This is a genomic window from Streptomyces sp. NPDC050509 (assembly GCF_044457965.1).
In the GTDB taxonomy this organism is placed as follows: domain Bacteria; phylum Actinomycetota; class Actinomycetes; order Streptomycetales; family Streptomycetaceae; genus Streptomyces.
Genome location: NZ_JBITHL010000021.1, coordinates 27,315 through 54,294, shown reverse-complemented (window position 1 = coordinate 54,294; position 26,980 = coordinate 27,315). Strand labels below are relative to the sequence as shown.

Sequence of the window (26,980 nt, the reverse complement as noted above, 5' to 3'; positions counted from 1 at the left end):
GTGCCGCACGGCGGTCAGTCGCGGTAGGCGGTTGCCGCGAGGTGGACGAACGAGCGGATCAGTGGGTTCGGGTCGCCCTCGTTCCATGCCGCCACCACGCGGCTCGGCGCCATGTCGATCAGTTCGACCACGGCCAGTTCCGCCGGGTGGTCGTGGCCGAGCGGGGTCATGCCGACCGTGCCGTTCCACAGCACGGCCTGTACGCACTCCTGGACGGCGCGCACCACCGGGCCCTCGCGGGGCTCGCCGCCGTGCCAGTACGCCTGCCAGAGCGGGTCGGTGCCGTCCGGGAAGCGGAACCAGCGCCGGTCGGCGAGGTCCGCCAGCTTCAGGTGGTCGTGGCGGGCCAGCGGGTCGTCGGCGCGCAGCACCGTACCCACCGGGTCGGCGCGCAGTTCGCGTACGGTCAGGCCGGTCGTGTCGAACGGGGCGCGGGTCAGGGCGACATCGACCAGTCCGGCGCGCAGCCCGCAGGTCGGGTCGGTCAGGTCGGTCTCGCGGACGCGGACCTCGACGCCCGGGTGCTGTCTGCGGTACGCGGCGGCGAGCCGGGTCGCGCCCCGGTCGGTGCCGTCGCCCAGGATGCCGACGGTGATGGTCGCGGCGCCTGCCGCCGCCGCGACCCGTACGCGTACCCGGTCGGCCCGGTCGAGCAGGGTGCGCGCCTCGTCCAGCAGTACCGCTCCGGCCGGGGTGAGCGTGACGCCCGTGGGCGAGCGGTGCAGCAGGGTGGCGCCGAGGTCGGTCTCCAGGTGTTTGACCGCCCGGCTCAGCGGCGGCTGGCTCATGTGCAGCCGGGCGGCGGCGCGGCCGAAGTGGAGTTCCTCGGCGACGGCCACGAAGTAGCGCAGCGTGCGTAGGTCCATGACCGGCGAAGATACCCGGCGGCCGGACCCTGGGCAGGTCCGGCCGCCGGGCCGGGATCGCGCCGTTCCCCCGTCCCCACGGGGTGCGGCGCGACGGGGCCGCCGCCGCTTTCGGCGGCCCCGGTCAGGGGGGAAGGGGAGGGAAGGGAAGGGGAGGGGAGGGAAGGGTCGGACGCGGGCCGGTTCGCGGTCGGCCGGGGGCGGGGAGGTGACGCGCCCGGACCGTCGGGGGTCGTCAGGCCGGGTGCCGCTGGGCGCCCGCCGGGCGCCGGCGGGCGTCGTCCCGGAGCAGGCCGATCCGCGCCCCGAGCGAGACGGCGGCCATGCCGACGGCCGTCGCGACGCCCTGCGCGCCGTCCAGGACGAAGGGCGCGATCACGGCGACGACCAGGTTGAACAGGAACAGGAACCAGAGGACCGGACGGGAGGAGAGCAGCGCCTTCATGACGTTTCCTTGGGGGTTCGCGAGCGGTGGGCCTTCTGGCTTCAACCCTCCCGGCCCGCCCGCGCCCGGACGAGGTGGCCCACTCCCGAACCGGTGGTGTAGCGGGCTACACCGCCTGTTCCGGTACACGGGGGCGCGGCGGGTTCATGACGAGGGGCACGAGAGGCGGATACGCCCCATTCGTGGTGTCCTGTCCAGAGGTCCACGCGCCTACCGACCACCTGCCGATCCCTACGGAGCCACTACCGAGCCATTACGGAGCCACTGCGAGGGAAGAACCCGATGAGCGACCCGGCGACACCCGGCGCGGCACCCGGCGTACGGCCCGGTACCTCCGACACCGACCCCGAGGCCCACCGCTGGTGGGGCCTCGCCGTCATCGCGATGGCGCAGCTCATGGTCGTGCTCGACGCCACCATCGTGAACATCGCCCTGCCCTCCGCCCAGCGCGAGCTGGGGCTGACCAACGGGAACCGGCAGTGGGTGATCACCGCGTACACCCTCGCCTTCGGCGGGCTGCTGCTGCTCGGCGGCCGGATCGCCGACCTCGTCGGCCGCAAGCGCACCTTCATCGTCGGCCTCATCGGCTTCGCCGCCGCCTCCGCGCTGGGCGGCGCCTCCCAGAGCCCGTCCATGCTCTTCGCGGCCCGCGCCCTCCAGGGCATGTTCGCGGCGCTCCTGGCGCCCTCCGCGCTCTCCCTGCTCACCACGACGTTCAGCGACGGCAGGGAGCGCGCGAAGGCGTTCGGGATCTACAGCGCCATCGCGGGCGGCGGGGCCGCCATCGGGCTGCTGCTCGGCGGCATCCTCACCGAGTTCCTGTCCTGGCGCTGGTGCCTGTACGTGAACGTGCCGATCGCCGCGCTCGCCGTCTTCGGCGCGTTCACGCTGCTGCACGACCGGGCCGGGCACAAGGAGTCGCGCCTCGACATCCCGGGCGTCGTCCTCGGCTGCGGCGGACTCGTCGCCCTCGTCTACGGCTTCAGCGAGGCCGAGTCCTCCGGCTGGTCCTCACCGCTCGTCCTCGGCCTGCTGTGCGGCGCCGTGGCGTTGCTGACCGCGTTCGCCTGGTGGCAGACGCGCGCGCCGAGCCCGCTGCTGCCGCCGCACATCATCAACGACCGCAACCGGGGCGGCTCCGTCCTCACGATGTGCCTGACGACGATCGGCATGTTCGGGCTGTTCCTGTTCCTGACGTTCTTCCTCCAGAACATCCTCGGCTACTCGCCGCTCAGGACCGGCCTGGCCTTCCTGCCGATGTGCGCGATGATCATCATCGGTTCGACGCAGATCGCCGCCCGGCTGCTGCACTTCGTACCGCCGCGCCTGCTCATGGGCCCCGGGCTGCTGCTCGCGGCGGGCGGGCTGTTCAGCCTCACCTTCATCGACACCCACTCCAGTTACGCGGGCCACATCCTGCCCGGCACGCTGATGCTCGGTCTCGGCATGGGGCTGACGTTCCTGCCCGTCATGTCGGTCGCCACGGGCGGGGTCGCGCCGAAGGACGCCGGGGTGACCTCCGCGACCGTCAACACGGCGCAGCAGGTGGGCGGCTCCATCGGTACGTCCCTGCTCAACACCGTCGCGACGACCAGCACCACGGCCTATCTGGCGGGCCGCCTCGCGGAGGCGGCGCGCCAGGGCGGGCTCACCCCGGCGGAGAAGACCACGCTCGTCAACACGGGTACGGTCCACGGCTTCACCGTGGCCATCGGCTGGGCGGCGCTCATCCTGGTGGTGGCGGCGATCCTCGCGATGGTGCTGGTCACGGCCCGCTCACCACGGCAGAGGGAGCAGGCCGCCACCTGAGCGCCGGGTGGGTCGCCGCGCCCAGGTGAGTCAGCCGCGCCCGGCTGAGTCGCCCCGCCCGAGCGCGTCCAGCGCCCCGTCCGTCAGCCGGAACACCGTCCACTCGTCCTGCGGGAGCGCCCCCAGCGACCGGTAGAAGGCGATCGACGGCTCGTTCCAGTCGAGGACCGACCACTCCAGGCGTTCGTAGCCGCGCTCCACGCAGATCCGGGCCAGCTCGCCCAGCAGCGCCTTGCCGTGGCCGCCGCCCCGGCGGTCGGGGCGTACGTACAGGTCCTCCAGGTAGATCCCGTGCACCCCGCGCCAGGTGGAGAAGTGGAGGAACCAGAGCGCGAACCCGACCGGCTCGCCGTCCTCCGTCTCCGCGAGGTGGGCGAACGCGGCGGGCCGCTCGCCGAACAGCGCCTCGTGGAGCTGTTCCTCGGTCGCGCGCACCTCGTGCAGGGCCTTCTCGTACTCCGCGAGCTCCCGGACCATCGCGTGGATCACCGGTACGTCTGCGGGTGTGGCGGTACGGATCATGGGCTCAGCTTGCCGTCCGCCGCGCCCCGCGCGCCAGCAGTGCCCGAGCGATGGACACCTGTACGGGGTCCAGCTCCGTGTCCCCCTCCCCCAGCCGCCACAGCAGGTTCTGGAGCACGCGCCCCAGCGTCCAGGCCGTGGCCCGTGCGCGGTCCAGGCCCAGCGTCTCCGTCATCAGGTCGAAGCGCCAGAGCGTGTCGTCCGGGTCGAAGCGGTTGCGGAGCGCGGGCATCAGCTCGAAGCCCGGGTCGCCCGCCAGCGGCTTCGGGTCGATCGCCAGCCAGGGCTCCCGGTCCGCCGCGAGGACGTTCTCGAAGTGCAGGTCCCAGTGGAGCAGCCGGTCGCCGGGCTCCGCCGCGACCTCCCGTACCGCCGCCGCGCAGTCCAGCAGCAGCCGCCGGCCGGGCCCGGCGGGCAGGGTCGCCGCCAGGGCCGGGGTGTCGTCGAGCATCCGCGCGGCGATGTCCCCGAGGCGGCGCAGCTCCGGCGGGGCGGGCGTCGCGGCGAGCCGCGCCAGCAGCCCGGCGATGACCGGCAGGGCCGCGCGCGGCTCCAGCGCGCCGAGGTCGCGGGTGCGCAGCCGCTCCAGCAGCAGGGCGCCCGTCGTACCGTCGTACCGCAGCAGTCGTACGGCGCCGTCGCCGCCCCAGGCGCGCAGCGCCACCGGCTCGCCGGCCGTCTCGTCGTCCACCGGCTGGAGTTTGAGCATCGCGGGCGTGCCGTCGGCGTCCGCCACCGGCAGCACCAGCGCGCATCTGCCGGTCAGGGAAGGGCCGTTGACCCGCAGCTCCCAGCGCGCGAGCAGGTCGGCGGCCATGGACGGCAGGGCCGCGAGGAACGCCCGGCCCGCCGCCCCGCCCTCCATCGACTGTGTTTCCGCGAACTCCTCCGGAATGTCAATCACGCCCCCGATCCTAGGACCGTGGGTGAATCGCCCCATGCGCCGCATCCTTCACACGGTCCGCGTCCCGATCCAACCGGTCCGCGCCTGGGTCACGAGTGCTCCGGGCACCTACCTCTGGCTGGCCGCGCTCTTCGTCACGACCGTCGCGCTGCACCGGATGTCGCCGGATTTCGAGGAGGCCTTCCTCCGCCAGCGCTCGACCAACATCCACGAACTGTCCACCGACCCCGTCCGGGTCCTCATCGCCAGCGCGTTCTGGATCGACGGCGGTACGTGGCTCCCGTACGCCGTGCTCTACACGGTGTTCCACGCCCCGGCCGAGCGGTGGCTCGGGACGGCGCGCTGGCTCGGCGTCGTCGTCCTCGCCCATGTCGGCGCGACGCTGGTCAGCGAAGGGGTGCTCGGCTGGGCCGTCCACCACGGGCACGCGCCGCAGTCCGCCGTCAACACCCTGGACGTCGGGGTCAGTTACGCGCTCGCGGGGGTGATCGGCGTCCTCACGTACCGGATTCCGCGCCCCTGGCACCTGCCGTATCTCGCCGCGGTCCTGATCTACTTCGGCACACCGCTGATCGTCGGGCGCAGCTTCACCGACCTGGGGCACTTCGCGGCCGTGCTCATCGGTCTCGCATGCCATCCGCTGACCCGGGAGGCGGCCCCGAGGAGCGGCGCCGCCCGGCGCAACACCCGTGCCGCGTCCGGTCCGTAACCCGGAACGGACCTGGTCATGGCGGTCCGACTACGCTGACCCCCGTGGTTCCCGGACGATGGAGTGTGAGCATGAACGCGGGTCGGACAGCGACGGTCCAGCAGACGGCGCCGGTACGGGCCGGGCACCGGCTGGACATCGCCCGCGCCGCCACCGGGCTGTTCCTGGCCAGGGGCGTGGAGCGCACCTCCCTCGCCGACATCGCCGACGCGGCTGGCATCCCGGCCAGCACGCTGTGGAGCCACTTCCCGTCCAAGGAGGAGTGCGTCACGCCGCTGTACTCCTTCGCCACGGAACGGATCGCGCGGCGGCTCGATACCTGGCCGCCGGACCACCCCCTGATCGACGCCTTCGACGCGTTCGACGGCGAGGACTGGCTGACCCCGACGGGCCCCTCCGGCGAGGAGACCCTGCGCGCCATTCTCGACGCGCTGCGGCTGACCCGCGAGGAGCCGAGCCTGCACACGTTGTGGATACGGGAGAGCTTCGCGGCGCTGCCGCTCGTCGCCCGCGCGATCGCCGCCCGCTCCGGCCGCTCGGAACCCGGCATGGACGCCACGGTGCAGGCGGGCATGCTGCTCTCCGCGCTCCAGCTCGCCCTGCGCGCGTACGCGTGGACGCCCCCGGAGGAGCGCCACGCCGACCTGGTGGAGACCCTGCTCGAAGCGGTACGGATCGCGATGCGCGGGCTGCCCGCGTGACACCGGGTGCCCCGTCCGCCTGACGCCGCGCGGGCTGTCCGCCTGACGCCGTACGGGCTGTCCGCCTGACCAGGGGATGCCGCCGATACGGGAGATTCGGCCGATCTGCTGGCTGCGTCCCATTCCTGTCGCTACGGTTCCTGACATGGCATCCAAGGACGAGCACTCCAAGGACGAACCTTCCGAGCAGGACCCTTTCCAGGACGAATCCTTAAAGGCCGACTCTCCCAAGGCGGACTATCTCCGGGCCGAATCCCTCCAGGCCGAATCCCTCCAGGGTGATTCCCTCAAGGCCGAGTCCTCGGCCGAGGACTGGCCGCTCCCCCCGTCCTGGATGTGGGGGTGCACGGAGTGCACCGTGCTGTACAAGGCGATGAAACGGGCCCCCGAGGTGGTGGACGCGGCGCGGGTGGCGGGCGATCCCGGCATCGACTACGACCCCATGGACACCGTGGTGACCACGCAGATCCGGCTCGCGCGGCACATCGCCACCGACCACGCCGAGGACGTCCCGGCGGTGGACGAGAGCTGCGACCGCTGCGTGTCGGACGTCAAGGCCAAGCACTTCCCCGCCGTGCTCATGCTGGAGCACCGGGCCCGCCACCTCTTCGCACCGCCGAGCATCGCCGGCCTGATCTGACGGCCTGATCTGACGGCCAGGGCTGCCGGTACGGGGCCCGGTCCCATAGGCGTCTCGGCTCAGCGGAAGGCGGCGGCGTTCTCCTCGGCCCACTGCCGGAACGTCCTGGCGGGGTCCCCGGTGATCCGCTCGACGGTGTCGCGCACCTTCAGCAGTTCGTCGTTGACGTCGCCGCCCGTCAGGTCGAGCACCGCGTCCGCGGCCTCGTCGCCGAGGAGCGCCGCCAACCGGCCGTGCGCCTCCAGCCGGTCGGTCTCCGCGCACACCACGTCCCGGCCGAGGGCCGCGGCGACGGCCCCGATCTGCTGCCGGGGCGTGATCCGCGCCGGCCCGGTCAGTTCGTACGTACGCCCCTCGTGCCCGGCGCCGGTGAGCGCCGCGCGGGCCACCGACGCGATGTCCGCCGGGTGGATGGTGGGGAGGCCGATGTCCGCGTAGGGCACGCGGACCGTTTCGCGCGCGCGGATCGTGTCGGCCCACAGCAGGGTGTTCGAGGCGAACTGCGTCGGGCGCAGGATCGTCCACGCCATGCCGCTGTCCCGGAGCGACCGCTCGACGGCCAGATTCTCGCCCGCGGGGCCCAGGTGCGGGTGGGTCAGGGCGGCGAGGGACGACACCAGCACCACCCGCTCCACACCCGCCTCCCGGGCCGCCGCCAGGATCTCCGCGTCGGGTCCGACCCGGGACACCAGGAACAGCGCGCGCACCCCGTCCAGCGCGGGGCGCAGCGACGCCGCATGGGCGAGGTCGCCGTGGACCGCCTCGGCGCCGTCCGGGAACCCGGCCGCCCGTGCCCGTACGGGATCACGGGTGAGCCCCCGCAGGGGACCCGCGCCCGCCGCCAGGAGTTCCCGGAGGAGGGCGCTGCCGATGTTCCCGGTGGCGCCGGTCACGAGGATCATGGGTCCGCTCCTTGCCTGTCGGGCCGTCAGCCCCCGGGCCGTCGGCCCCGGGCCGTCAGCCGTCAGCCGTCGGTGGTTGATCGGTACGGCCCGACGCTAGGACCTCAAGCCTGCTTCAGGTCAAGGACGCCCGTGACCTCCGGCGTCGCCGGTACGGCGGCCGGGCGGTGGCGCGGGAGGAAGAGGCAGAGGACGAAGGCGAGGAGCGCGGCACCGGCGCCGGTGGCCATGACCGCCCTGAAGCCGTCCTGCGAGGGCAGCGCGGTGGTGCCGAAGGTGATGGTCATCTGGGCGAGGACCACACCGGCGACGGCACTGGCGAACGACGTACCTATGGACCGCATCAGCGCGTTGAGGCTGTTGGCGGCGGCGGTCTCGGACGCGGGCACGGCGCCCATGATCAGGGCGGGCATGGCCCCGTACGCGAAGCCGACACCCGCGCCGATGACGCAGGAGGCCAGGATGAGGTGCCACACCTCGGACATCAGCAGGATGTTGAGGACGTACCCGGTGGCGACGACGAGCGCGCCGATCATCAGGGTGACCTTCGGGCCCTTGCTCTTGGAGATGGCCGCGGAGAGCGGGGCCGTCGCCATCATCACCAGGCCCTGCGGGGCGAGGACCAGGCCGGTGTAGAGCATCGACTTGCCCAGGCCGTAGCCGGTGACCTCGGGGAGCTGGAGGAGCTGCGGGAGGACCAGGGACATGGCGAACATCGAGAAGCCGAGCGCCACCGAGGCCAGGTTGGTGAAGAGCACCTGGCGGCGGGCGGTGGTACGGAGGTCCACCAGCGGCTGCGCGGTCCGCAGCTCGAAGAAGCCCCACGCCACCAGGACGGCGACCGCGAGGGCGAACAGACCGAGGACGGTGCCGCTGGTCCAGCCCCAGTCGCCGCCCTTGGAGATGGCCAGCAGCAGGGAGACCAGGCCGGTCGCCAGACCGAGGGAGCCGACCAGGTCGAACCGGCCGCCGGTACGCACCTTCGACTCGGGCACCAGCACCATGACGAGAACGGCGGCGGCGGCGCCGAGGACCGCCGAGGTCCAGAACAGCACGTGCCAGTTGAACTTGTCGGCGATGAGGGCGGCGGAGGGCAGGCCGAGGGCGCCGCCCACCCCGAGCGAGGCGCTCATCAGCGCGGTCGCCCCGGCGAGCCGCTCGGCGGGCAGGACGTCCCGCATGATGCTGATACCGAGCGGGATGACGGCGCCGGCCAGCCCCTGGAGGACACGTCCGACGATCATCGGGACCAGGGAGTCGCTGAGCGCGCAGACGACCGACCCGGTCACCAGCAGGGCGATGCTGACCAGCAGCATGCGGCGCTTGCCGTACATGTCGCCGATGCGCCCGGCGACCGGGGTGGCGACGGCGGCGGCGAGCAGGGTGGCGGTGACCGCCCACGCGGCGTTCGACGCCGAGGCGTCGAGGTACTTCGGCAGCTCCGGGACGATCGGGATCACCAGGGTCTGCATCAGCGAGACGACGATCCCGGCGAAGGCCAGGACCGCCACCACGGCGTTCGCCCTCGGCGGGGCGGAGCCCCCGGTGTCGGGCCGGGCAAGGGTGTCGGACATGGAAGTGCCTCCGTGAGAGCCATCGGATGTGCGTCGGCGTGCTCCGGGCATGCCTTGGGCGCGCTTCGGCATGCTTCAGGTGCGCCGGGTGTACTTGACTCACGCAACCATATTCCGATTGATTGACTTAAGCAACTTTACCCAACCGTGACCGGATACCGCCGGAAGGTTTGCATTACTTGAGTCAAGCAATCTTCAGACTCTTGCTTAACTTAGGCAAGCAGCTCTACGGTGGTCCCATGCCCACACCCCCACCCCCGGCGGCACCGGCCCCCGAGCCCGCCCCGACGGATCTGAACGAGATCGAACGGGGTCTCTCCCGCCTCACCTACCTGGCCGGGCGGGCCCGGCACCACGAGCATCTGAAGACCGTGACCGGGCTCCCGCTCGACCGGGCCGCCGTGGCGATCCTGCGGCGCCTCGCCGCACGCGACGGCGAGGCGGCCCCGCGCCCCGGAGCGCTGGCGGTCCGGCTGTCCGTTGAGGCGTCCCATGTCGCCCGGCAGTTGCGCCACTTGGAGCAGCACGGCTACGTGGCCCGCGCCCCCGACCCGGACGACCGCCGCGCGCAGCGCGTCCGGCTCACGGACGCCGGACTGGCCGCCGTCGACCGCGTACGGGAGGTGAGCCGCCGGAGCGTGGAAGAGGCCCTGGCCGACTGGTCGCCCGAGGAACTGCGGGAGTTCGCCACGCTCTTCCGCCGCCTGGCCGAGGACTTCACCGCCCGCTCCGAGAACAGTGTCGATGTACGGCCCTCCGCCTGACGGCGGAGCCGCGCTCCGCGCGGACCGGTCCTTATGACGAACGGTTTTGTCATGCAGAGCAGCCTCAACGAGAAGCTGTCGCCGCGCCGTGGTGACGGACAGCACGTCCTGGTCGTCGCCGACGATCCCGGTATCAACGAACTACTCACCACCACCCTGGAGTTGGCGGGCTACCGGGTCGGCATGGCGGGCACCGGCGCCGAGGGGATGGTACGGATCTCCCAGCACCGGTTCGACCTGGTCGTCTGGGACGCCACCCTGCCGGACCTGGCGGCCTTCGCCCGGGGCCGCCGCGTCGTCCCGGCGGACCGGCCCCCGCTGCTCTTCCTGGCCGCGTGCGACGCCCTCCCCCGCCTCGCCCCCGAACTCAGCCCCGGGGCCGAGGACTACGTCACCAAGCCCGTACGGATCGCCGAGGTGCTGGCCAGGGCCCAGGCCCTGCTGGGCGCCCGCCGCCCCGGCCCGGGCCCCGCAGGGCGGTCGGCCGGGCCGCCCTGCTACGGCGACCTGGTCCTGGACGACACCACCTGCCGGGCACGGCGCGGACCCCGCCCGCTCGGCCTCACCCCGGCCGAGTACCGGCTGCTGCACCATCTGATGGCCAACGCGGAGCGCGTGCTGTCGAAGGAACAGATCAGCCGGCACGTCTGGGGCGACTTCCGCGCCGGGCAGGCGATCGAGAAGCTCGTCTCCCGCCTGCGCCAGAAGGTGGACCAGGAGGAACCCGCGCTGGTCCACACCCACCGGGGCTTCGGCTACTGGCTCGGCTGCCCCAGCCACTGAGCCTTCACCGCCTTCACCGCCATCCTTTGCCGACAGGCGGCCCGCAGCGTGGACCGGCCAGCAGCCATACCTCTGCCCGCATGCCGCGCCATCGCGGACGGCGATCCTAATGCGGCTGGCCCCGCGTGGCGCGGGGCCAGCCGTGTGCCGTGGGTCAGGAGAGGGGGTGCAGCCAGTGGGCCTCCAGTTCCCCCTCGACCAGGCCCGCGATGGCGGCGAAGTACGTCTGCATGAACGGCTGCGAAACGTGCGCCAGCAGGTGGGCGCCGGAGGACCAGCGCTCGTAGAAGGCGAAGGCGCCCGGCTGGTCCGGCGTGGTGTGCACCACGTACTGCTCGCATCCGTCCTCCTTGCGGGTGAGGCCGATGATCGCCTGGATCTCGCCCAGCATCCGGCCCTCCCCGCCCGCCTTGGCCCGGGCGTATCCATATACCGCGACTGGCGTGTCCGAGGCGAGGATGGCGGCGGGGATGAGGCCGTCGGGTGTCGTGTCGTCAGTGCTCATGAGGTCCTACTCCGTCATGGTCGGTTCCGCCGGTGCTGATGGCCGGCTACCGGAGTGTAAAAGTTGACGTTAACGTCAAAGGCAAGTCCAGTGACGAACCCCGGGACGGCCCGACAGCAACCGGGACCCAGCGGCATGCGGAGCAGAGGGAGCGACGGGATGCGAATCGGCGAGGTGGCATCGGCCGCGGGAGTGAGCACGCGGGCGCTGCGCTACTACGAGCAGCAGCAGCTCATCGCGTCGAGCCGCAGCACAGGCGGGCAGCGCCTCTACACCCCGGACACGGTCGAGCGAGTGCGGTGGATCCAGCTCCTCTACGCTGCCGGGCTGAGCAGCCGGACGATCGTGGAGTTCCTGCCGTGCGTGCACACCGGTATCGCCGGCCCGGAGATGATCGCCCGGCTTCGCGCGGAGCGGGACCGCCTCGACGATCACATGCGGGACCTTGCCGCCACGCGAGCCCGACTGGACTCTGTCCTCGCCGCCGCCGAGTTCGGCGCGACACGGCCGGCCGGCGAGGCCGCGGGGGTCTGAGGCTCGACCAGCACGCGCACGCCTTGGCCCGGTGCCCAGGCCGAGGACGCCGAGCTGGTCCTCCATGCCCTCGCGGTAGCCGACGACCACATCCGGGCCGAGGACGCCGAGGAGTGGCTGTTCTCGGACTTCAGCTGGGCGGAGTTCGACACCGAGGTGCATCTGATGCGCACGCTGGGCCGGTTCGAGGGCGGCGTTGACGCAGACCGGCCCCTTGGGGACTCCTTGGAGGAGTTCACGGCCTCCGAGTTCCACTTCCCGGTCCGCGACTGGGACCTGTGCCGCTACAGCGACTGGTTCCTGCTCTCCTGCGTGGTGCTGCCCTGGATCGTCGAGCAGTACGACGCCGCGCTGGTGCCCGCCGGCTGACAGGCCCGCTTCAGTCGGCCGCCGACTCGTCCTCGTCCAGCTCCGGCGCATCCGGGTCGCGCAGCGGGCGCAGGGCGCCGGCGGCCGGGGTGGAGGCGGGGAAGCTGTAGCGGCCGAGCAGGTTCAGGTTGCGGTGCTTGAGCGGGGACAGGCGGGCAATGTCCTCGTCGCGGAGTTCGTGGCCTTCGGCCTGGAGCTGGGCGACGGCGGCGTCGACGTAGCGCGTCGTCCAGAGCACGATGGCGTCGAGGACCAGACCGAGCGCGCCGGGCTGGTCCTCCATGCCGTCGCGGTACGCCTGGTGGATGGTTCCGCGCTTGCCGTGGCACACATCGCGGGCGAGCTTGTGGCGGGACTCCTGCACGGTGAGCTGCCGGTTCATCTGGCGGCGGTAGGTGTCGTCGACCGGGTCGACCACGCGGAGCAGGTGTTCGGTCCTGGCGATGCGCCCGTACTCGGCGAACGCCTGCCCCAGCGGGGCGGGGCGTCCCTCGCGGCCGAACATCCGCAGCAGGTCGTAGGCACGGACCTGGTTGGTGACCAGGGAACCGGCGACCCTCAGCATGTCCGGCCACTGCGTGATCACCCTGTTCAGGTTCACGCGGTTGCGGGCCAGGTCCTCCAGCACTCCGTACGTCCCGGTCTCCACCCCGGGCATCGTGGCCCGCCAGAACCGCTGGTCGTCCAGGTCGCGGAACCGCGGGCTGAAGTTGTAGCCCAGGTCACCGGGCAGCGCCGCATCCGCGCGGCGCGCGGCTCCCGCGACGGTGGCATGCAGCCGCCTGTCCGCGACCTTCCGCACGTCCGACACCTGCCGGGCCAGCACACTCACCCCCGGCAGCAGCACCCGGTTGCGGCGCAGCCACCCCACCGCGTGGTCGAACAGCGCCTTCGGCCCCTCGGCATGCGTCCACGCACGCCCGTGCAGGAACGTACGGAACCGCCGCGGCCACTCCGCATCCTCGTACTCGCGGTACTCGTAGGCGTCCCTGATCTCCCACGCGTGCTCGTACGCCGTCTTCGGCCGCTCGGTGTACCGCTCCACCACCGACGGGTCCTCGATGCCGAGCTGCGCGGCCAGGTGCTCGATCACCGGCCACGGGGCGTCGAGCGGGCCGTCCGGGAGGAACCGGCCGATGTAGCGCACCGTGCACATCTGGAGCGCGAAGCCCAGTTGGTGGTGCGTGGAGCGCCGCCGCACGATCAGATCGCGGTCGACGTCGTCCAGGAAGAAGAACCGCTCCAGCTCGGGGCGGGTCGGCTCCTCGGCGAACGTCCCGTACGCCTCAGCCTGCTCATCAGTCAGAAACTCCACCGGCACGAGCGGACCGTAGCCGGCACCGGTGCCCGCCCGGCGATCTTTCCGCGAACCCCAGCGGGGCCTCCGGCCGGTGTGCTGGCTGACCATGATCGTTCTCGGCGCCAACCGCTGTACCGATGTTCCCCGAGGCCGCGTACGGACAGCCCGGTCCACCCCGCGGGCATCGCACGGCCGTTCCACCTCCCCCAGGAATTGCAAACTTCTGCAATTGCCTAGATGCTGTACGGGCCGTGCGCCCCGGCGTGGGGGCGGTGCGGCGAGAGGGAGAGCGAGGGTTTCGTGGGGGTTCCGCTGTACCAGGCGAAGGCGGAGTTCTTCCGGATGCTGGGGCATCCGGTGCGCATCCGGGTACTGGAGCTGCTCCAGGACGGCCCGATGCCCGTACGGGACCTGCTCGCCGAGATCGAGATCGAGCCCTCCGCGCTCTCCCAGCAACTGGCCGTGCTGCGCCGCTCCGGGATCGTCACCTCCAGCCGCGAGGGCCCGACCGTCGTCTACGAACTGGCGGGCGGAGACGTCGCGGAACTGCTGCGGGCCGCGCGGCGGATCCTGACCGAGATGCTGGCCGGTCAGCACCAACTCCTGGAAGAACTACGGGAATCCGAGGTCTCCGCGCGATGACCCGGCGCATCGCCCCGCTGCCCCACCGCCATGTGCTGACGCTCCCCGCCAAGCCCGCGGCCGTACGGACGGCACGCGAGACCACCCAGCAGTTGCTGGCCGAGTGGGGCATCAGCCCGCACCATCCCACCGTCGACGCGGCCCTGTTGATCCTGAGCGAACTGGTCACCAACAGCGTCAGGCACGCCGCGTCCGTCTCCCCCAGCCTCACCGTCAGCTACGCGGCCGGCCACGACACCCTCGTGTTCGCCGTCCACGACCGCCACCCCTATCAGCCCTCCCTGCGTACCACGACCGGCACGGACACCGGCAACAAGGGGCTGGCCACCGTCGTCGAACTCACGTCCAGCCTCGCGGGCTCCGCGGTCGTACGCCAGGACGGGGACGGCGGAGGCAAGAGCATCTGCATCACGCTCCCGCTCTGACCCCAGGAAGCCTCAGACCCTTCCCATGGCCCGGGTCACGGTGATCTCGATCGCCACCCGCTCCGGGTTGACGCGGGGCGGCTTGTAGCGCCGGGTGTAGCGCCGTTCCGCCTCGGCGACCGCTTCCGGGTCGCGGTTGACCACGGCGGTCCCTTCGAGCGTGGCCCACCGTGCTCCGTCGAACTGGCTGACCGCGACGTACGCGTCAGGCCCCGCCGCGATGACGTTCCGGGCCTTCGCCGTCGCACCGCCGGTGATGACGCGGGCGATACCGGCCGACGGATCGTAGGTCACCCCTACGGGCACCAGATGCGGGGTGCCGTCGGGGCGGCGGGTGGCCAGCAGGCACACATGGCGCTCCTCCCAGAACGCGAGAAAGGCCGGATCCGCGAGCAGGGTGCGTGATGCCATGGGGGACGTCTTTCGGGACGGGCGGGAGGGGACGTGTCCGTCCCCCGGCGGAGCGGGTGGCCCGCCCACCCCATGCTACGTGCGGAGAACCGGACGCCGACGGACGCCAATGGACAAGGCCGGACGAGGCCGGACCGGCGGAACGCCTTCGCTTTCCAGGACCGCGGCCTTTCATGCACCGGCCCGCGTATTGCCCTCGTTCGTGTGCACGCGACGGCCTTTCCCGACCGCCGCCCCCACGCCGACCGGATAGTGAGGGGACAGCGGCCCAACGACCCGGAAGCCCGGAAGACCCGGAAGCCCGGAAAGCAGAGGTGAGCGCCATGCGTACCGTCGAGGCGACCAACCGTGTCCAGCTCGTCTTCTCCCTGTTCGACGCGGACGGGAACGGCCTGCTGGAGGCCGACGACTTCGCGTTGATGGGGAGCCGCGTGGTCTCGGCGGTCCCCACGGCCGGTGGCGCCAGGAAGCAGGCGATGCTCGACGCCTTCCGCCGGTTCTGGACGACGCTCGTCACCGAGCTGGACGCCGACGGCGACGGACGGGTCAGCCAGGAGGAGTTCACCGCCTGTGTGCTGAATCCGGCGCGGTTCGACGCGGCGAGCGACGCGTTCGCCCGCGCGATGAGCGCGCTCGGCTCGCCGGAGGACGACGGACTCGTCGCGCGCCCCGCCTTCATGGCCGTGTTGACAGCCGTCGGCTTCCAACAGGCCAACATCGAGGCGCTGTTCGACGCCCTGGGGCCCACGGACGACGACCGCGTCGGGGTGGACGCCTGGGCGGAGGCCATCAGGGAGTACTACCGCCCCGAGAAGGCCGGCATCGCCGGGGACCACCTGACCGCGGGCGTGGCTCTGTGACCCCGTCCCTCGACGGCACGGCCCCGGAACGGGACCCCGACACGGCGGGCGGCGTGGGCCTGACCGCCCTCATGGTGGCCGCCGCGCGGGCCATCGAGACCCACCGGCCCGCCCCCCTGGCGCGGGACGAGTTCGCGGAGCACTTCGTCCGGGCGGCACCGGCCTCGGCCGGCTGGCCGGTCCGGGCGGACCAGGTGCCCGGGGGACACACGAACCCGTTCTGGGAACGGCTCGGCCGCTACTTCGCCGTACGCACCCGGGTCCTGGACGACCATCTGCTCCGTACGGTGGAGGCGGGCGTGCGCCAGGTGGTGCTGCTGGGCGCGGGCCTGGACTCCCGGGCGTTCCGGCTCGGCTGGCCGCCCGGCTGCGTGATCCACGAGGTCGACACCGCGGAGATGCTCGCCTTCAAACAGGCGGTGCTCGACCGGGCGGGGGCCGTCCCCACGGCCGACCGCAGACCGCTCGCGGCCGACCTCCGGTTCGACTGGGGCGACGCGCTGATCGACGCGGGCTTCGACCCGGCCGTACCGACCGCCTGGCTCGCCGAGGGGCTGCTGCTCTACCTCCCGGCGGCGGCCGAGCGGCACCTCATCGCGACGGTGGCCGGGCTGAGCACGGCCGGGAGCACACTGGCGTACGAGATCAAGGAGGTGGAGGGGGCGAAGGTGCGCGCCCACCCCCTCTACACCACGGCGAGGGAGCAGATCGGCCTCGACCTGCCGGCCCTCTTCGACCCGGAGCCGCGCCCCGCCTCGGCCGCCGCACTCGCCCGGCGGGGCTGGTCGGTCTCGGTCCGCTCCCCGTACGACTTCACCCGCCTCCACGACCACGGCCCCTTCCCCGAACCGGACGACCCGCTGGCGGCCAACCGCTGGATCTTCGCGGAGACGCCCGCCCCGCAGCCCGGAAGCGGATGACACCCCCGCAGGTCGGAGCTTCCTAGCGTCTGCGGAATGTGAACAAGTTCGGCCAAGGTTGGTCCACGGAGGCGTCCACGCTCTATCGTGGCGCGTGCAGCTGGTTCGCCCTGCCCTCCAGGCAGACGCGTCGTAAGAGGGAACCCGGTGGGAATCCGGGACTGCCCCGCAGCGGTGAGCGGGAACGACCGCCGTCATACGCACTGGATCCGCACGGATCCGGGAAGCGACGGCCAGTAGGTGTCTGCCTCGGCAGATGTGCCCGCGAGTCCGAAGACCTGCCCGTTGCCCGTACGCGACCGTTCGCGTACGGATATCCCGGTGACCTCGTGGGCGGGTCGGCGTACATACCGGACGGACGAGCGCGCCCGAGGCGCCGCACCGATCGTCGGGTCCCGTCACCCCTTCGCGCCCGCGTCCCGTCCCCGGGATGTTCAGGAGTCATCTCGCGAAGGAGATTTCCGTGACACCGAAGTCCGCAGCCGCGGCAGCACGAGCCACCGTGTACGGCTACCCCCGCCAGGGCCCGAACCGGGAACTGAAGAAGGCCGTCGAGGGGTACTGGAAGGGCCGCGTCACCGCGGAAGCCCTCCGGGAGACGGCGGCAGGTCTGCGCCGGGCGAACTGGCGGCAGATGGCCGACGCCGGCGTCCACGAGGTGCCGACCGGCGACTTCTCGTACTACGACCACGTCCTGGACACCAGCGTCATGGTCGGCGCCGTACCCGAGCGGCACCGTGCGGCCGTCACGGCCGACGCGCTCGACGGCTACTTCGCGATGGCCCGCGGCACCAAGGACGTGGCGCCGCTGGAGATGACGAAGTGGTTCGACACGAACTACCACTACCTCGTCCCCGAGCTCGGCCCCGACACCGTCTTCACCGCCGACTCCACCCGGCAGGTCGCCGAGCTGACGCAGGCCCTCACGCTCGGGCACACCGCCCGCCCGGTCCTCGTCGGCCCCGTCACGTATCTCCTGCTCTCCAAGCCCGCCCCCGGCGTGGCCGCCGACTTCGAGCCGCTGACCCTGCTGGACAGGCTGCTGCCCGTCTACGCCGAGGTCCTCGCCGACCTGCGCGCCGCAGGCGCCGAGTGGGTGCAGCTCGACGAGCCCGCGCTCGTCCAGGACCGTACGCGCGCCGAGCTGAACGCCGCCGCCCGCGCCTACCGCGACCTCGGCGGGGCGGCCGACCGGCCCAAGCTCCTGGTCGCCTCCTACTTCGACCGGCTCGGCGACGCCCTGCCCGTCCTGGCGAAGGCCCCCGTCGAGGGCCTGGCGCTGGACTTCACCGACGCCGGCGCCGCCAACCTCGAAGACCTCGCCGCCGCCGGTGGACTCCCCGGCAAGCGGCTCGTCGCGGGCGTCGTCAACGGCCGCAACATCTGGATCAACGACTACGAGAAGTCCCTCGCCACCCTGGGGACGCTCCTCGGCCTGGCCGACCGGGTCGACGTGGCCGCGTCCTGCTCCCTGCTGCACGTACCGCTCGACACCGCCGCCGAACGCGACATCGACCCGGGCGTCCTGCGCTGGCTCGCCTTCGCCCGGCAGAAGACCGCCGAGATCGTCACCCTGGCCACGGGGCTGGCCCAGGGCACCGACGCCATCGCCGCGGAGATCGCCGCCAACCGCGCCGACCTCGCCTCCCGTACGAACTCGGCGCTCACCCACGACCCGGCCGTACGGGCCAGGACCGCCGCCGTCACCGACGCCGACGGCCGCCGCTCGCAGCCGTACCCCGAGCGCGCCGCCGCCCAGCGCGCCCACCTCGCGCTGCCGCTGCTGCCGACGACGACCATCGGCTCGTTCCCGCAGACCGACGAGTTGCGCACCGCCCGCGCCGACCTGCGCGCGGGCCGGATCGACACGGCCGGTTACGAGGAGCGCATCAGCGCCGAGATCGGCGAGGTCATCTCCTTCCAGGAGAAGACCGGGATCGACGTCCTGGTCCACGGCGAACCCGAACGCAACGACATGGTGCAGTACTTCGCCGAACAGCTCACCGGCTACCTCGCCACCCGGCACGGCTGGGTGCAGTCCTACGGGACCCGCTACGTCCGCCCGCCGGTGCTGGCCGGCGACATCTCGCGCCCCGAACCGATGACGGTGCGCTGGACCTCGTACGCCCAGTCCCTCACCAACCGCCCCGTCAAGGGCATGCTGACCGGGCCCGTCACCATGCTCGCCTGGTCCTTCGTCCGCGACGACCAGCCGCTCGGCGACACCGCCCGGCAGGTCGCCCTCGCCCTGCGCGACGAGGTCGGCGACCTGGAAGCGGGCGGCACCTCGGTCATCCAGGTCGACGAACCCGCCCTCCGCGAAACGCTGCCCCTGCGCGCCGCCGACCGCGCCGCGTACCTGGACTGGGCCACCGAGTCCTTCCGCCTCACCACCGGCGGCGTACGCCCGGACACCCAGATCCACACCCACATGTGCTACGCCGAGTTCGGCGACATCGTCCAGGCCATCGACGACCTCGACGCCGACGTCATCAGCCTGGAAGCGGCCCGCTCCCACATGCAGGTCGCCCGCGAACTCGCCGCCCACGGCTACCCCCGCGAGGCGGGCCCCGGCGTGTACGACATCCACTCCCCGCGCGTCCCCAGTGCGGACGAGGCCGCCGCCCTGCTCCGCGAGGGCCTGGCGGCCATCCCCGCCGAACGCCTGTGGGTCAACCCCGACTGCGGCCTGAAGACCCGCGGCTGGCCCGAGACCAGGGCGTCCCTGGAGAACCTGGTCACCGCGGCCCGCACGGTCCGGGGCGAACTGCCCACGTCCTGACGGAGAGCCCCGCGGGGGCCGGGGCGCGTACGGACGCCCCGGCCCCCGCTTTTCCGTCTCCGCCTACCGCTCGCCTCTCACCGCCGCCCGTCGACCAGGCCGGATTCCCAGGCCCAGGCGGCGATCTCCACCCGGTTGCGGGCGGGCAGTTTGACCTGCACGTTGCCGAGATGGGTCTTCACCGTGCCCACCGAGATGGTCAGTTCGGCGGCGATCTCCGCGTTGGTCAGCCCTCTGGCCACCAGACGCACCAGGTCCTTCTCCCGTTCGGAGAGCGCGGTGTGCGGCTCCCGGGGGGCGGGCGCCGCGTTGTTGACGCGCCGCAGCAACCGTACGGTGATGGCCGGGCTCACCAGCGCCTCGCCTGAGGCCGCCGCCCTGATGGCCTCGACCAGCAGGGCCGGCCCCGAGTCCTTGATCAGGAAGCCGGAGGCGCCCTCGCTCAGGGCGCGCTGGACGTACTCGTCGTCGTCGAACGTCGTGACCACGACGACCTTCGGCGGATTCACGGTGCCGGGGCGGGTCAGCCGGCGCAGCGCCTCCAGCCCGTCCATGCGGGGCATGCGGATGTCCATCAGCACCACGTCGGGCCGGTGGCGCTCGGCGAGTTCCACGGCGTGCACCCCGTCCTTGGCCTCCCCGACGACCTCGATGTCGTCCTCAGCGGCGAGGATCATCGTGAACCCGGCACGGACCATCGCCTGGTCGTCGGCGATCAGCACACGGATCGTCACGAGACCATCACCCCGGCCGTGGACACCGGGAGCGTCGCCTCGACAGCCCAGCCGCCGTCGCCCGCCACCGGCCCCGCCTGGACCCTTCCGCCGACCAGGCCCACCCGCTCGGCCAGGCCCTTCAACCCGAAGCCGCCGTGGGAGACATGGCGCGGCTGCCCGTCGTCGCCGACCCGTACGGTGACCTGGTTGCCCGAGCGGTCCACGCGCACCCGTACCTCGGTGCAGCCGTGAGCGTGTTTACGTACGTTGGTGAGGGCCTCCATCACCACCCGGTGTGCGGTGGTGGTCACCTCCACCGGCAGGTCGTCGAAGCTCCCCTCCAGATCGAGCCGGGCCCGGGCGCCACCGACGGCCGAGAACTCCTCGACCAGCGACCGCACTTCGCCGATGCCCGCCAGCGGTGTCAGCGCCACCTCCCCGTCGGCGTCGCGCAGCATCCCCACCATGTGCCGCATGGAGGTCAGCGCCTCCGAACCCGCCTGTTCGATCCGCTCCAGCGCGGGCGGCACCAGTTCGGGCCGCCGGTCCGCCATCGCCTGGGCTCCCTGTGCCTGGACGACGATGCCGGTCACGTGGTGGGCGACGAAGTCGTGCAGGTCCCTGGCGAACTCCGTACGCTGCTCCAGCCTGAGCGCCGCCGCCTGCCGCCGCCGGTCCGCCAGGAGCAGACGCATCACGAGGCCGACACTCAGCGCCGTGACCGCTCCCAGGGCGAAGAGCAGCGCCAGGATGGTGGTGGACTGCCGCATATTGATCGACACCGGCCGCAGCACGATCGCCGCGCACAGCAGGGGGACGGCCAACGCCGCCCATGACGGCTTCCCCCGCCAGGCGACGAGCAGCAGGAGCGCCGCCAGTGCGGCCGGTTCGGCGAATCCGTACGCCAGCGAGCTGACCGACAGCTCCACGCGCAGCAGGACCGAGACGCACAGCGACACGAACGCGAGTGCGCAGGCGGCCACCGACAGCGCCCGGCCGTCGAGCCGCGGCGACACCACGACGCCGGCGAGGGCCAGCAGGGCACTGCCGAGCTTGGCGAGGCCCAGCTGGATGAGGCTGCTTTCGCCGAGCCAGTAGAAATCCCCCACGCAGTCCAGCAGGACGAGGCCGACCAGGCCCGCGACCACCAGCAGCCACCCCGTGACGGGCAGGGGCAGCGAACGCCCCTCGCCCCTGGTGGCCGCGGCTGCGGTCGCTCCGTACGCCGCCCGTGCCATCTCATCCACCGTCGTCCACCGTCGTCTCTCTCGCCGACCGGCCGAAAGTCGCAGCCGGCCGCGCATGATCTGCCTTTCGCCCGATCCGCCGCGGGACGCGGCCGAGGAGAGTGGTTCCACCGGGCGGCGTTCGCCATTCATTGCATAAGGAGCATGTCATGACCACGGCCGACGCCACCCGGGCGGGGACGCCGGAGGCGCCGGAGCCCACGCAGGCAGGCCCCCGCTCACTCTCCCTTTTCCCCTCCTCCTCATTTCCCCCCTCCCCTCTCCCCTCCCCTCCACCTCCCCTCCCCCCACGCACAGGAGCCCCACATGGACCACGCGGTGACGCACCACGGAAGCGGAACGGAGTTCGCACGGCCCGTCGGCGCCGGCTCCGGCTCCGGCGAGTCGGCGATCGAGGCTCAGGGGCTCGGCAAGAAGTACCGGCGCGGCTGGGCGCTGCGGAACGTTTCCTTCCGGCTGCCCGCCGGGCGGGTCTGCGGCCTCGTCGGCCCCAACGGCGCAGGCAAGAGCACCCTGATGGGCCTGGCCAACAACATGATCCGGCCGACGACCGGCGCCCTGCGGGTGTTCGGAGCGGCACCGGGGTCGACGGAGTCCGTCCTGCGCACCGCGTTCCTGACCCAGGAGAAGCCGCTGTTCCGGCGCTTCACCGTGGCCGAGACCCTGCGGCTGGGCCACGAACTCAACCCCCGCTGGGACCAGGAGGTCGCCGAGGGCATCGTCCGCGCGGGCCAGGTGCCGATGGAGGCGAAGATCGGCACCCTGTCCGGCGGACAGCGCACCCGCGTCGCCTTCGCCCTGGCCTTCGGGAAGCGCCCCGATCTGCTCATCCTCGACGAGCCGATGTCCGATCTGGACCCGCTGGTCCGCCGCGAGCTGATGACCACGCTGAGGACGGAGGCCGCCCAGCACGGCACGACGGTGCTGGTGTCCTCGCACATGCTCGCCGAGCTGGAGTACATCTGCGACTACCTCCTCGTCATCGCGAACGGCGGTCTGCGTCTCGCGGGCGAGGTGAACGAACTGCGCGCCGCACACGCCCTGTTCGCCGTCCCGGCGGACGGCTCGCCCCCCGCCGTCGCCCCGCACCAGGTCATCGAGTCCCGCAGCGGCGAGGGCCGGCCGGGCCTCCTGGTACGTCTCGGCTCACCGATCGAGTACGGCGGGCCGGCCGAGCCGCCCACCCTGGAGGAGTTGCTGCTCGCCTATCTGCGGTCCCCCGACGCGCCCGCGCTGATCGCCCCCAGCGCCCGGGTCGGCGACATCCACGACATCCTCACCCACGACCGTACGAAGGCTGTGACCGCATGACCACGCTCACCCGTGAACCGGCCCACGCGGCACCCGCCGGCCCCACCCGGAAGAACGTGATGCCCCGGCTCGGCGGTACGGTCTGGCTCGTCTGGCGCCAGCACCGCGCCGCGTTCTGGACGATCATCGCCGCCACCCTCGTCGGCGTGGCCGCCATGCTCTACCTGCGCGGGCAGATGATGGACTTCCTGGGCACCCAGGAGCCGACCTCACGGAGGTCCGGCGGCCTGCCGCCCGAGTTCGAGACCCACGTCGACCGTCTGCTGAGCATCGGGAGCTACCTCAGCTACATTCCTGTCCTGGCCGGCGTCCTCCTCGGGGCTCCGCTCATCGCGGGCGACCTGGAGTCCGGCACCGCCAAGCTGGTGACCTCGCAGTCCGTCAGCCGACTGCGGTGGCTCACCACGAAACTCGCCGTTCCCGCCGCGATGCTCGCCCTGTCGACCGGCGTGCTCGCCGCCGTCTTCACCCGGTGGTGGGGCCCGGTCAAGGGACTTTCCGACGGCCTCATGTGGACCTCCCTCTTCAGTGTCACGGGGGTCGTACCGGTGGCCTACGCCCTGCTCACGTTCACCGTGGGCGTGGCGGCCGGCCTGCTCCTGCGCCGCACGCTGGTCTCGATGGTGGTCACGCTCGGCATCGTCGTGGCGATCGAGTTCCTCTGGAGCGAGGTCTGGCGGAGCCTGGGACACGTCATGTCGATCAGCACCGACCAGGGCGTCGGCCCCGGCATGACACCGCCGGAGCTGCCCGCCGAGGCGGAGCAGCAGGGCCAGGGCACCTACTTCCTCACCGGCTCCGGCGACCGCCTGGACTGGATGACCTGCCTCGACCAGATCGAGAACGACCGGGCACACACCGCCTGCCTGCAGTCCAAGGACGTCATCGGATGGGCCATCGACTACCTCCCGGTCGACCAGATGCAGACGATGCAGTGGCTCGGGGCGGGCGCCATGCTCACGATCACGGCCGCCGTCGTCGCCTTCATCCTCACCTGGGGCCGCAAGCGCCTCCTGTGATCCACGGGACCGGAGCACCACGGGGACCCACGGGCGCCTGGCACCCCTGGCGTCACACCCGGGCCGCAACACAGCGAGAAGCCCAGGTCGGACAGCATCCGACCTGGGCTTCCTCGGAGCCCCCTGTCGGATTCGAGCCGACGACCTGCGCATTACAAGACCGTGAGCGTTCGTGTTGCGTGGTACCTGGTCGTGCTACCGAGGGCCGGGAGTGCCTCGGCCTCCTGCTCGACCGGCGGCGCACAGGCTGTGGATACGTCAGCCGTTGCCGCGCGGGTGAAGGGGATCCTTGACTGCGGTGGCTGATGCGGCGGTCGTACAAGGCCGCCGGGGTCACCCTGACGCGGACGACTGGCCGGCCTCCACCGCCTCCGTATGCCGTCCCTTCGGCGTCGGATGCGCCCGGCGCGGTATGCCGAGGCGCCGTGCGCTTGCGGCCCGGCCGATGTCCTCGATGACGTGCGTCTGTGTCACCCACCTGTGGGCGCCGGCCCGGTGGCGCCGTGTCATTGACGGGTGAACCGGCTCAGCCGTGTGGTCCCGCGCCGTGCAGGAGTGTGTCGATGACGAGCGTGGCCAGCGCGTCCGGGTCCTGGTCCGCGCCGGGCCTGTTGAGGGCTTCGCTGAGGAGGGCGTAGTACACCTGCCGCACCCATTCCAGGTCCGCGTCCGGGGCGAGCAGGCCCTCCTGCTGCGCCCGGACCAGGAGTTTTACGGTGTGGGTGTTGATCTCCTCCCAGAGTGCGGCTGCGGTGCTCGTGTGGGCGGTGGCGTGGCTGAGAGTGAAGCGCCAGGTGCTCTTGACCCGCAGGACGTTCGCGGTCACCCGGTGCAGCGCCACGAGTGCGGGAGAGGCATCGGGCCGTGCTTCCTCGATCGCGTCGATGAGCTGCTGCTTCGCGTTGACGGCGAGCGCCTCCAGCAGTGCCTGCCGGTTCGCGAACCGCCGGTGCACGGTGATCCTGGTCAGCCCCGCCGCCTCGGCGATCTGCTCCATCGAGGCGCCGGCGTCTTCGGCGAGGACTTGCTCGGCCGCCTCCAGAATCGCGCGCACGCTGCGCTCGGCGTCTGCCCGTAGTGCTCGGACCATGTCCTTCTCCTTACTCGACGTTCATCTCTCGATCCGCCATAGACGATACGTGAGCGCTACGACTACCTAGATAGTCGATCCGTCCATGTTGCCATTAAAGCAATACCTGATACTGTCGTGAAACAGATACGGGGTTGTCGAACTGGCCAACCCCCTAAAGCGGGACGAACGAGTCCCCCTGAGCCAGGAGCCCGAAATGGCGACAACACGACCGGTGGCCCTCGTGACGGGTGCGTCCTCCGGCATCGGAAAGGAAGCCGCCCTCGCGCTGGCCGCACAGGGCTACGAGGTGGTCGGCACCAGCCGCGACACCGCGCACGTCGCCCCGCTGAAGGGCGTGACCTTCCTCGACCTGGATGTGGCCAGCGACGCGTCGGTGACGGCCGCGGTCGCCTCGGTGATCGACCGGTTCGGGCGGATCGACCTCCTGGTCAACAACGCCGGCGTCGGCTCGGCGGGCGCCGCCGAGGAGAGCTCCGTGGCGCAGGCGCAGGGCGTCTTCGACATCAACGTGTTCGGTGTGATCCGTATGACGAATGCCGTTCTGCCGCACATGCGCGCCCAGGGCAGCGGGCGCATCGTCAATCTGTCGTCCATCGTCGGGTTCATGCCGCAGCCCTACATGGCGGTCTACGCCGCCTCCAAGCACGCCGTCGAGGGCTACTCGGAGTCCGTCGACCACGAGGTCCGTCAGTACGGCGTGCGGGTCCTGCTGGTGGAACCCGCCTGGACCAGCACCGCCTTCGACGCGGCCAGCGTGCGCCCTGACCTGCCCCTGGAGGTCTACGCCGAGCAGCGCCACGTCTTCGAGGAATACATGGCCTCGGCGGTCAAGGACGGCGACGCTCCCACCGTCGTGGCCAAGGAGATCGTCGCGGCGGCGACCGACGCCAAGCCGAAGCTGCGCTACACCGCCGGCGCCATGACCGGACGGGTGCGCACCATGCGCCGCCTGGTCCCCGCCCGCATGTTCGACCAGCAGCTGCGCAAGCAGAACCAGCTGCCCGCCTGACCACCCCCACACCGCACAGCACAACACAGCACAACACAGCGACAAGGAAGCGACGTTCGCCATGACCACCTATCTGGCAGACACGGCCGAGAACCTCACCGTGGAAGGCCCCTCCGCGACGTTCACCTACCGGCGCATCGGTCCGCGCGGCGGCCTCCCGCTGGTCCTGCTCAACCGGGTCCGGGGCACCCTGGACGCGTGGGACCCGCAGTTCCTGGAGCACCTCGCCGCCGGCCACGACGTGATCGTGTTCGACAACGTCGGCACCGGCTACACCACCGGCACCCCGCCCGACTCCGTCGAAGGGCTCGCCGCCGGCACCCTGGAGTTCATCGAGGCCCTCGGCCTGGACCGGGTCGACCTGCTCGGCTGGACGCTGGGCGGCACCGTCGCCCAGCACATCACCCTCCGGCGGCCCGACCTGGTGCGCAGGCTGGTCGTGGCGGCCGCCGGTCCGGGCGGCACGGTGCCCGGCGCGCCCGCCCCGAACCCGAAGGTCGGGGCCACCATGACCAAACCCGAGGTCACCGACGACGACCTGGTGTTCCTGTTCTTCCCCGAAACCGACACCGGACGCACCGCCGGTCACGCATACCTCGCCCGGGCCGCCACCCGGCTGGCCGCAGGGCTCCCCGACGTGTCCCGAGCCGCCGCCATGGGCCAGATCGCCGCGATCCAGAAGGACGCGTCGATCCCCTTCGAGCAGGTGCGGGCGGACCTGGCGGCCATCGGGCAGCCCGTCCTGTACGCCACCGGCATGCAGGACGCGATGATCCCCGCGCTGGCCGCCTACACCGCCGTCCAGCACCTGCCCAACTCCACCCTCGTCGCCTACAGCGACGCCGGCCACGCCTTCCTCTTCCAGCACGCCAAGGACTTCGCCGCCCAGGTGACCGCCTTCCTCACCGATTGAGTCGCCCACTCGCACGCCGGCACCGCCGGCTGACACGGGTGGACCTCCGCGGCACTGCTCGACGAGATCGGGCGCGGCACCGATGCCACCGGTTGTCCACAACAACCTCACCGTGATCGAACCGGCGTGACATCGCCGTCACCCCAGGCCGCCGGCCTACGGCATCCAGAAGATCGTCGTGGACGACATCAGCCGCCAAGTGCAGGCTGGACTGGCCGGTGGCGTCGCAGCGCTCTACCCCGAGCTGCCCTGACGAGCAGTCGCAGGAGTCATGCGGCCATCACGCGATCCGGGTCCACAGCCCC

General features: G+C 71.9%; 29 protein-coding genes and 1 riboswitch. Of the genes, 17 read left to right on the top strand and 12 right to left on the bottom strand.

Annotation, left to right across the window (positions count from 1 at the left end; genetic code table 11):
* Positions 1-14: 14 nt before the first annotated feature.
* A complete protein-coding gene (locus ACIBJC_RS37380; protein WP_399300800.1) occupies positions 15-866 on the bottom strand; it encodes a LysR substrate-binding domain-containing protein in 852 nt (283 codons plus the stop codon).
* A 235-nt stretch (positions 867-1,101) separates the two neighbouring features.
* On the bottom strand, positions 1,102-1,311 hold the full coding sequence (locus tag ACIBJC_RS37375; RefSeq protein ID WP_399300799.1) for a hypothetical protein: 210 nt from the start codon (positions 1,309-1,311) through the stop codon (positions 1,102-1,104).
* Between the two features lie 282 nt (positions 1,312-1,593).
* Between ACIBJC_RS37375 and ACIBJC_RS37370 the strand changes: the two genes are divergently transcribed.
* Positions 1,594-3,120 carry an MFS transporter gene (locus ACIBJC_RS37370; RefSeq protein WP_399300797.1) on the top strand — a complete coding sequence of 509 codons (1,527 nt, stop codon included), beginning with the start codon at positions 1,594-1,596 and terminating at the stop codon, positions 3,118-3,120.
* Positions 3,121-3,150: 30 nt separating this feature from the next.
* Here the strand turns inward: ACIBJC_RS37370 and ACIBJC_RS37365 are convergent, their stop codons facing one another.
* The gene (locus ACIBJC_RS37365; RefSeq protein ID WP_399300796.1) at positions 3,151-3,642 is read right to left on the bottom strand and encodes a GNAT family N-acetyltransferase; all 492 of its coding nucleotides are present in this window, start codon (positions 3,640-3,642) and stop codon (positions 3,151-3,153) included.
* Between the two features lie 4 nt (positions 3,643-3,646).
* Complete coding sequence (locus ACIBJC_RS37360) at positions 3,647-4,582, bottom strand: aminoglycoside phosphotransferase family protein (RefSeq protein WP_399300794.1); 936 nt, start codon at positions 4,580-4,582, stop codon at positions 3,647-3,649.
* On the opposite strand from ACIBJC_RS37360, the gene ACIBJC_RS37355 reads away from it, so the two are divergent.
* The 3 genes from ACIBJC_RS37355 to ACIBJC_RS37345 all read left to right on the top strand — a co-directional run bounded on the left by ACIBJC_RS37355 (position 4,581) and on the right by ACIBJC_RS37345 (position 6,596).
* A complete protein-coding gene (locus ACIBJC_RS37355; RefSeq protein WP_399300792.1) occupies positions 4,581-5,255 on the top strand; it encodes a rhomboid-like protein in 675 nt (224 codons plus the stop codon). The genes ACIBJC_RS37360 and ACIBJC_RS37355 overlap by 2 nt on opposite strands.
* Before the next feature lie 71 nt (positions 5,256-5,326).
* Positions 5,327-5,956, top strand: a complete 630-nt coding sequence (locus tag ACIBJC_RS37350; protein ID WP_329824872.1) for a helix-turn-helix domain-containing protein — start codon at positions 5,327-5,329, stop codon at positions 5,954-5,956.
* Positions 5,957-6,101: 145 nt separating this feature from the next.
* On the top strand, positions 6,102-6,596 hold the full coding sequence (locus ACIBJC_RS37345) for a hypothetical protein (protein ID WP_399300788.1): 495 nt from the start codon (positions 6,102-6,104) through the stop codon (positions 6,594-6,596).
* Between the two features lie 59 nt (positions 6,597-6,655).
* On the opposite strand, the gene ACIBJC_RS37340 is transcribed toward ACIBJC_RS37345, so the two are convergent.
* Together ACIBJC_RS37340 and ACIBJC_RS37335 are read right to left on the bottom strand one after the other, a co-directional pair.
* Positions 6,656-7,498 carry an NAD(P)H-binding protein gene (locus tag ACIBJC_RS37340; RefSeq protein ID WP_399300785.1) on the bottom strand — a complete coding sequence of 281 codons (843 nt, stop codon included), beginning with the start codon at positions 7,496-7,498 and terminating at the stop codon, positions 6,656-6,658.
* A gap of 104 nt (positions 7,499-7,602) precedes the next feature.
* Positions 7,603-9,072, bottom strand: a complete 1,470-nt coding sequence (locus ACIBJC_RS37335; RefSeq protein WP_399300782.1) for an MFS transporter — start codon at positions 9,070-9,072, stop codon at positions 7,603-7,605.
* 239 nt (positions 9,073-9,311) lie between these two features.
* Between ACIBJC_RS37335 and ACIBJC_RS37330 the strand changes: the two genes are divergently transcribed.
* Positions 9,312-9,836: a MarR family winged helix-turn-helix transcriptional regulator gene (locus tag ACIBJC_RS37330; RefSeq protein ID WP_399300779.1), complete on the top strand. Its 525-nt coding sequence runs from the start codon at positions 9,312-9,314 to the stop codon at positions 9,834-9,836.
* Positions 9,837-9,887: 51 nt separating this feature from the next.
* Complete coding sequence (locus tag ACIBJC_RS37325; RefSeq protein ID WP_399300775.1) at positions 9,888-10,619, top strand: response regulator transcription factor; 732 nt, start codon at positions 9,888-9,890, stop codon at positions 10,617-10,619.
* 154 nt (positions 10,620-10,773) lie between these two features.
* Here ACIBJC_RS37325 and ACIBJC_RS37320 read toward each other — a convergent pair whose 3' ends face one another.
* On the bottom strand, positions 10,774-11,124 hold the full coding sequence (locus ACIBJC_RS37320; RefSeq protein ID WP_055612311.1) for a putative quinol monooxygenase: 351 nt from the start codon (positions 11,122-11,124) through the stop codon (positions 10,774-10,776).
* Positions 11,125-11,283: 159 nt separating this feature from the next.
* Between ACIBJC_RS37320 and ACIBJC_RS37315 the strand changes: the two genes are divergently transcribed.
* Together ACIBJC_RS37315 and ACIBJC_RS37310 are read left to right on the top strand one after the other, a co-directional pair.
* A complete protein-coding gene (locus tag ACIBJC_RS37315) occupies positions 11,284-11,658 on the top strand; it encodes a MerR family transcriptional regulator (RefSeq protein WP_214964288.1) in 375 nt (124 codons plus the stop codon).
* 165 nt (positions 11,659-11,823) lie between these two features.
* Entirely contained in the window at positions 11,824-12,027 is a 204-nt protein-coding gene (locus ACIBJC_RS37310) for a hypothetical protein (protein WP_157881305.1), read from the top strand.
* Between the two features lie 10 nt (positions 12,028-12,037).
* Here the strand turns inward: ACIBJC_RS37310 and ACIBJC_RS37305 are convergent, their stop codons facing one another.
* Positions 12,038-13,348: a Tn3 family transposase gene (locus ACIBJC_RS37305; RefSeq protein ID WP_399300770.1), complete on the bottom strand. Its 1,311-nt coding sequence runs from the start codon at positions 13,346-13,348 to the stop codon at positions 12,038-12,040.
* A 279-nt stretch (positions 13,349-13,627) separates the two neighbouring features.
* Here ACIBJC_RS37305 and ACIBJC_RS37300 point away from each other — a divergent pair, with 279 nt between their 5' ends.
* Positions 13,628-13,969 carry an ArsR/SmtB family transcription factor gene (locus tag ACIBJC_RS37300; RefSeq protein ID WP_399300767.1) on the top strand — a complete coding sequence of 114 codons (342 nt, stop codon included), beginning with the start codon at positions 13,628-13,630 and terminating at the stop codon, positions 13,967-13,969.
* A complete protein-coding gene (locus tag ACIBJC_RS37295) occupies positions 13,966-14,394 on the top strand; it encodes an ATP-binding protein (protein WP_399300764.1) in 429 nt (142 codons plus the stop codon). The genes ACIBJC_RS37300 and ACIBJC_RS37295 overlap by 4 nt, the downstream gene beginning before the upstream one ends.
* Positions 14,395-14,406: 12 nt before the next feature.
* Here the strand turns inward: ACIBJC_RS37295 and ACIBJC_RS37290 are convergent, their stop codons facing one another.
* On the bottom strand, positions 14,407-14,805 hold the full coding sequence (locus tag ACIBJC_RS37290; RefSeq protein WP_399300761.1) for a pyridoxamine 5'-phosphate oxidase family protein: 399 nt from the start codon (positions 14,803-14,805) through the stop codon (positions 14,407-14,409).
* Positions 14,806-15,128: 323 nt separating this feature from the next.
* Here ACIBJC_RS37290 and ACIBJC_RS37285 point away from each other — a divergent pair, with 323 nt between their 5' ends.
* From ACIBJC_RS37285 to metE, 3 genes are all read left to right on the top strand, one after another.
* A complete protein-coding gene (locus tag ACIBJC_RS37285; protein WP_399300758.1) occupies positions 15,129-15,665 on the top strand; it encodes an EF-hand domain-containing protein in 537 nt (178 codons plus the stop codon).
* A gap of 71 nt (positions 15,666-15,736) precedes the next feature.
* Positions 15,737-16,585, top strand: coding sequence for an SAM-dependent methyltransferase (locus tag ACIBJC_RS37280; protein WP_399300881.1), 849 nt, complete (start codon positions 15,737-15,739; stop codon positions 16,583-16,585).
* Positions 16,586-16,687: 102 nt separating this feature from the next.
* A riboswitch (cobalamin riboswitch) is annotated at positions 16,688-16,886 on the top strand.
* A gap of 162 nt (positions 16,887-17,048) precedes the next feature.
* Complete coding sequence (gene metE / locus ACIBJC_RS37275) at positions 17,049-19,367, top strand: 5-methyltetrahydropteroyltriglutamate--homocysteine S-methyltransferase (protein ID WP_399300755.1); 2,319 nt, start codon at positions 17,049-17,051, stop codon at positions 19,365-19,367.
* A gap of 77 nt (positions 19,368-19,444) precedes the next feature.
* Here metE and ACIBJC_RS37270 read toward each other — a convergent pair whose 3' ends face one another.
* On the bottom strand, positions 19,445-20,101 hold the full coding sequence (locus ACIBJC_RS37270; protein ID WP_399300752.1) for a response regulator: 657 nt from the start codon (positions 20,099-20,101) through the stop codon (positions 19,445-19,447).
* Positions 20,098-21,321, bottom strand: coding sequence for a sensor histidine kinase (locus tag ACIBJC_RS37265; protein ID WP_399300879.1), 1,224 nt, complete (start codon positions 21,319-21,321; stop codon positions 20,098-20,100). The genes ACIBJC_RS37270 and ACIBJC_RS37265 overlap by 4 nt, the downstream gene beginning before the upstream one ends.
* Before the next feature lie 315 nt (positions 21,322-21,636).
* Between ACIBJC_RS37265 and ACIBJC_RS37260 the strand changes: the two genes are divergently transcribed.
* Together ACIBJC_RS37260 and ACIBJC_RS37255 are read left to right on the top strand one after the other, a co-directional pair.
* Positions 21,637-22,641: an ABC transporter ATP-binding protein gene (locus tag ACIBJC_RS37260; RefSeq protein WP_399300749.1), complete on the top strand. Its 1,005-nt coding sequence runs from the start codon at positions 21,637-21,639 to the stop codon at positions 22,639-22,641.
* Complete coding sequence (locus ACIBJC_RS37255; RefSeq protein WP_399300746.1) at positions 22,638-23,660, top strand: ABC transporter permease; 1,023 nt, start codon at positions 22,638-22,640, stop codon at positions 23,658-23,660. The genes ACIBJC_RS37260 and ACIBJC_RS37255 overlap by 4 nt, the downstream gene beginning before the upstream one ends.
* 526 nt (positions 23,661-24,186) lie before the next feature.
* Here ACIBJC_RS37255 and ACIBJC_RS37250 read toward each other — a convergent pair.
* Positions 24,187-24,750 (bottom strand): TetR/AcrR family transcriptional regulator, encoded by a 564-nt coding sequence (locus tag ACIBJC_RS37250; protein ID WP_399300743.1) that lies wholly within the window; start codon positions 24,748-24,750, stop codon positions 24,187-24,189.
* Positions 24,751-24,946: 196 nt separating this feature from the next.
* Between ACIBJC_RS37250 and ACIBJC_RS37245 the strand changes: the two genes are divergently transcribed.
* Both ACIBJC_RS37245 and ACIBJC_RS37240 read left to right on the top strand, forming a co-directional pair.
* Complete coding sequence (locus ACIBJC_RS37245; RefSeq protein WP_399300742.1) at positions 24,947-25,762, top strand: oxidoreductase; 816 nt, start codon at positions 24,947-24,949, stop codon at positions 25,760-25,762.
* A 61-nt stretch (positions 25,763-25,823) separates the two neighbouring features.
* Positions 25,824-26,675: an alpha/beta fold hydrolase gene (locus tag ACIBJC_RS37240; protein ID WP_399300739.1), complete on the top strand. Its 852-nt coding sequence runs from the start codon at positions 25,824-25,826 to the stop codon at positions 26,673-26,675.
* Positions 26,676-26,980 lie beyond the last annotated feature (305 nt).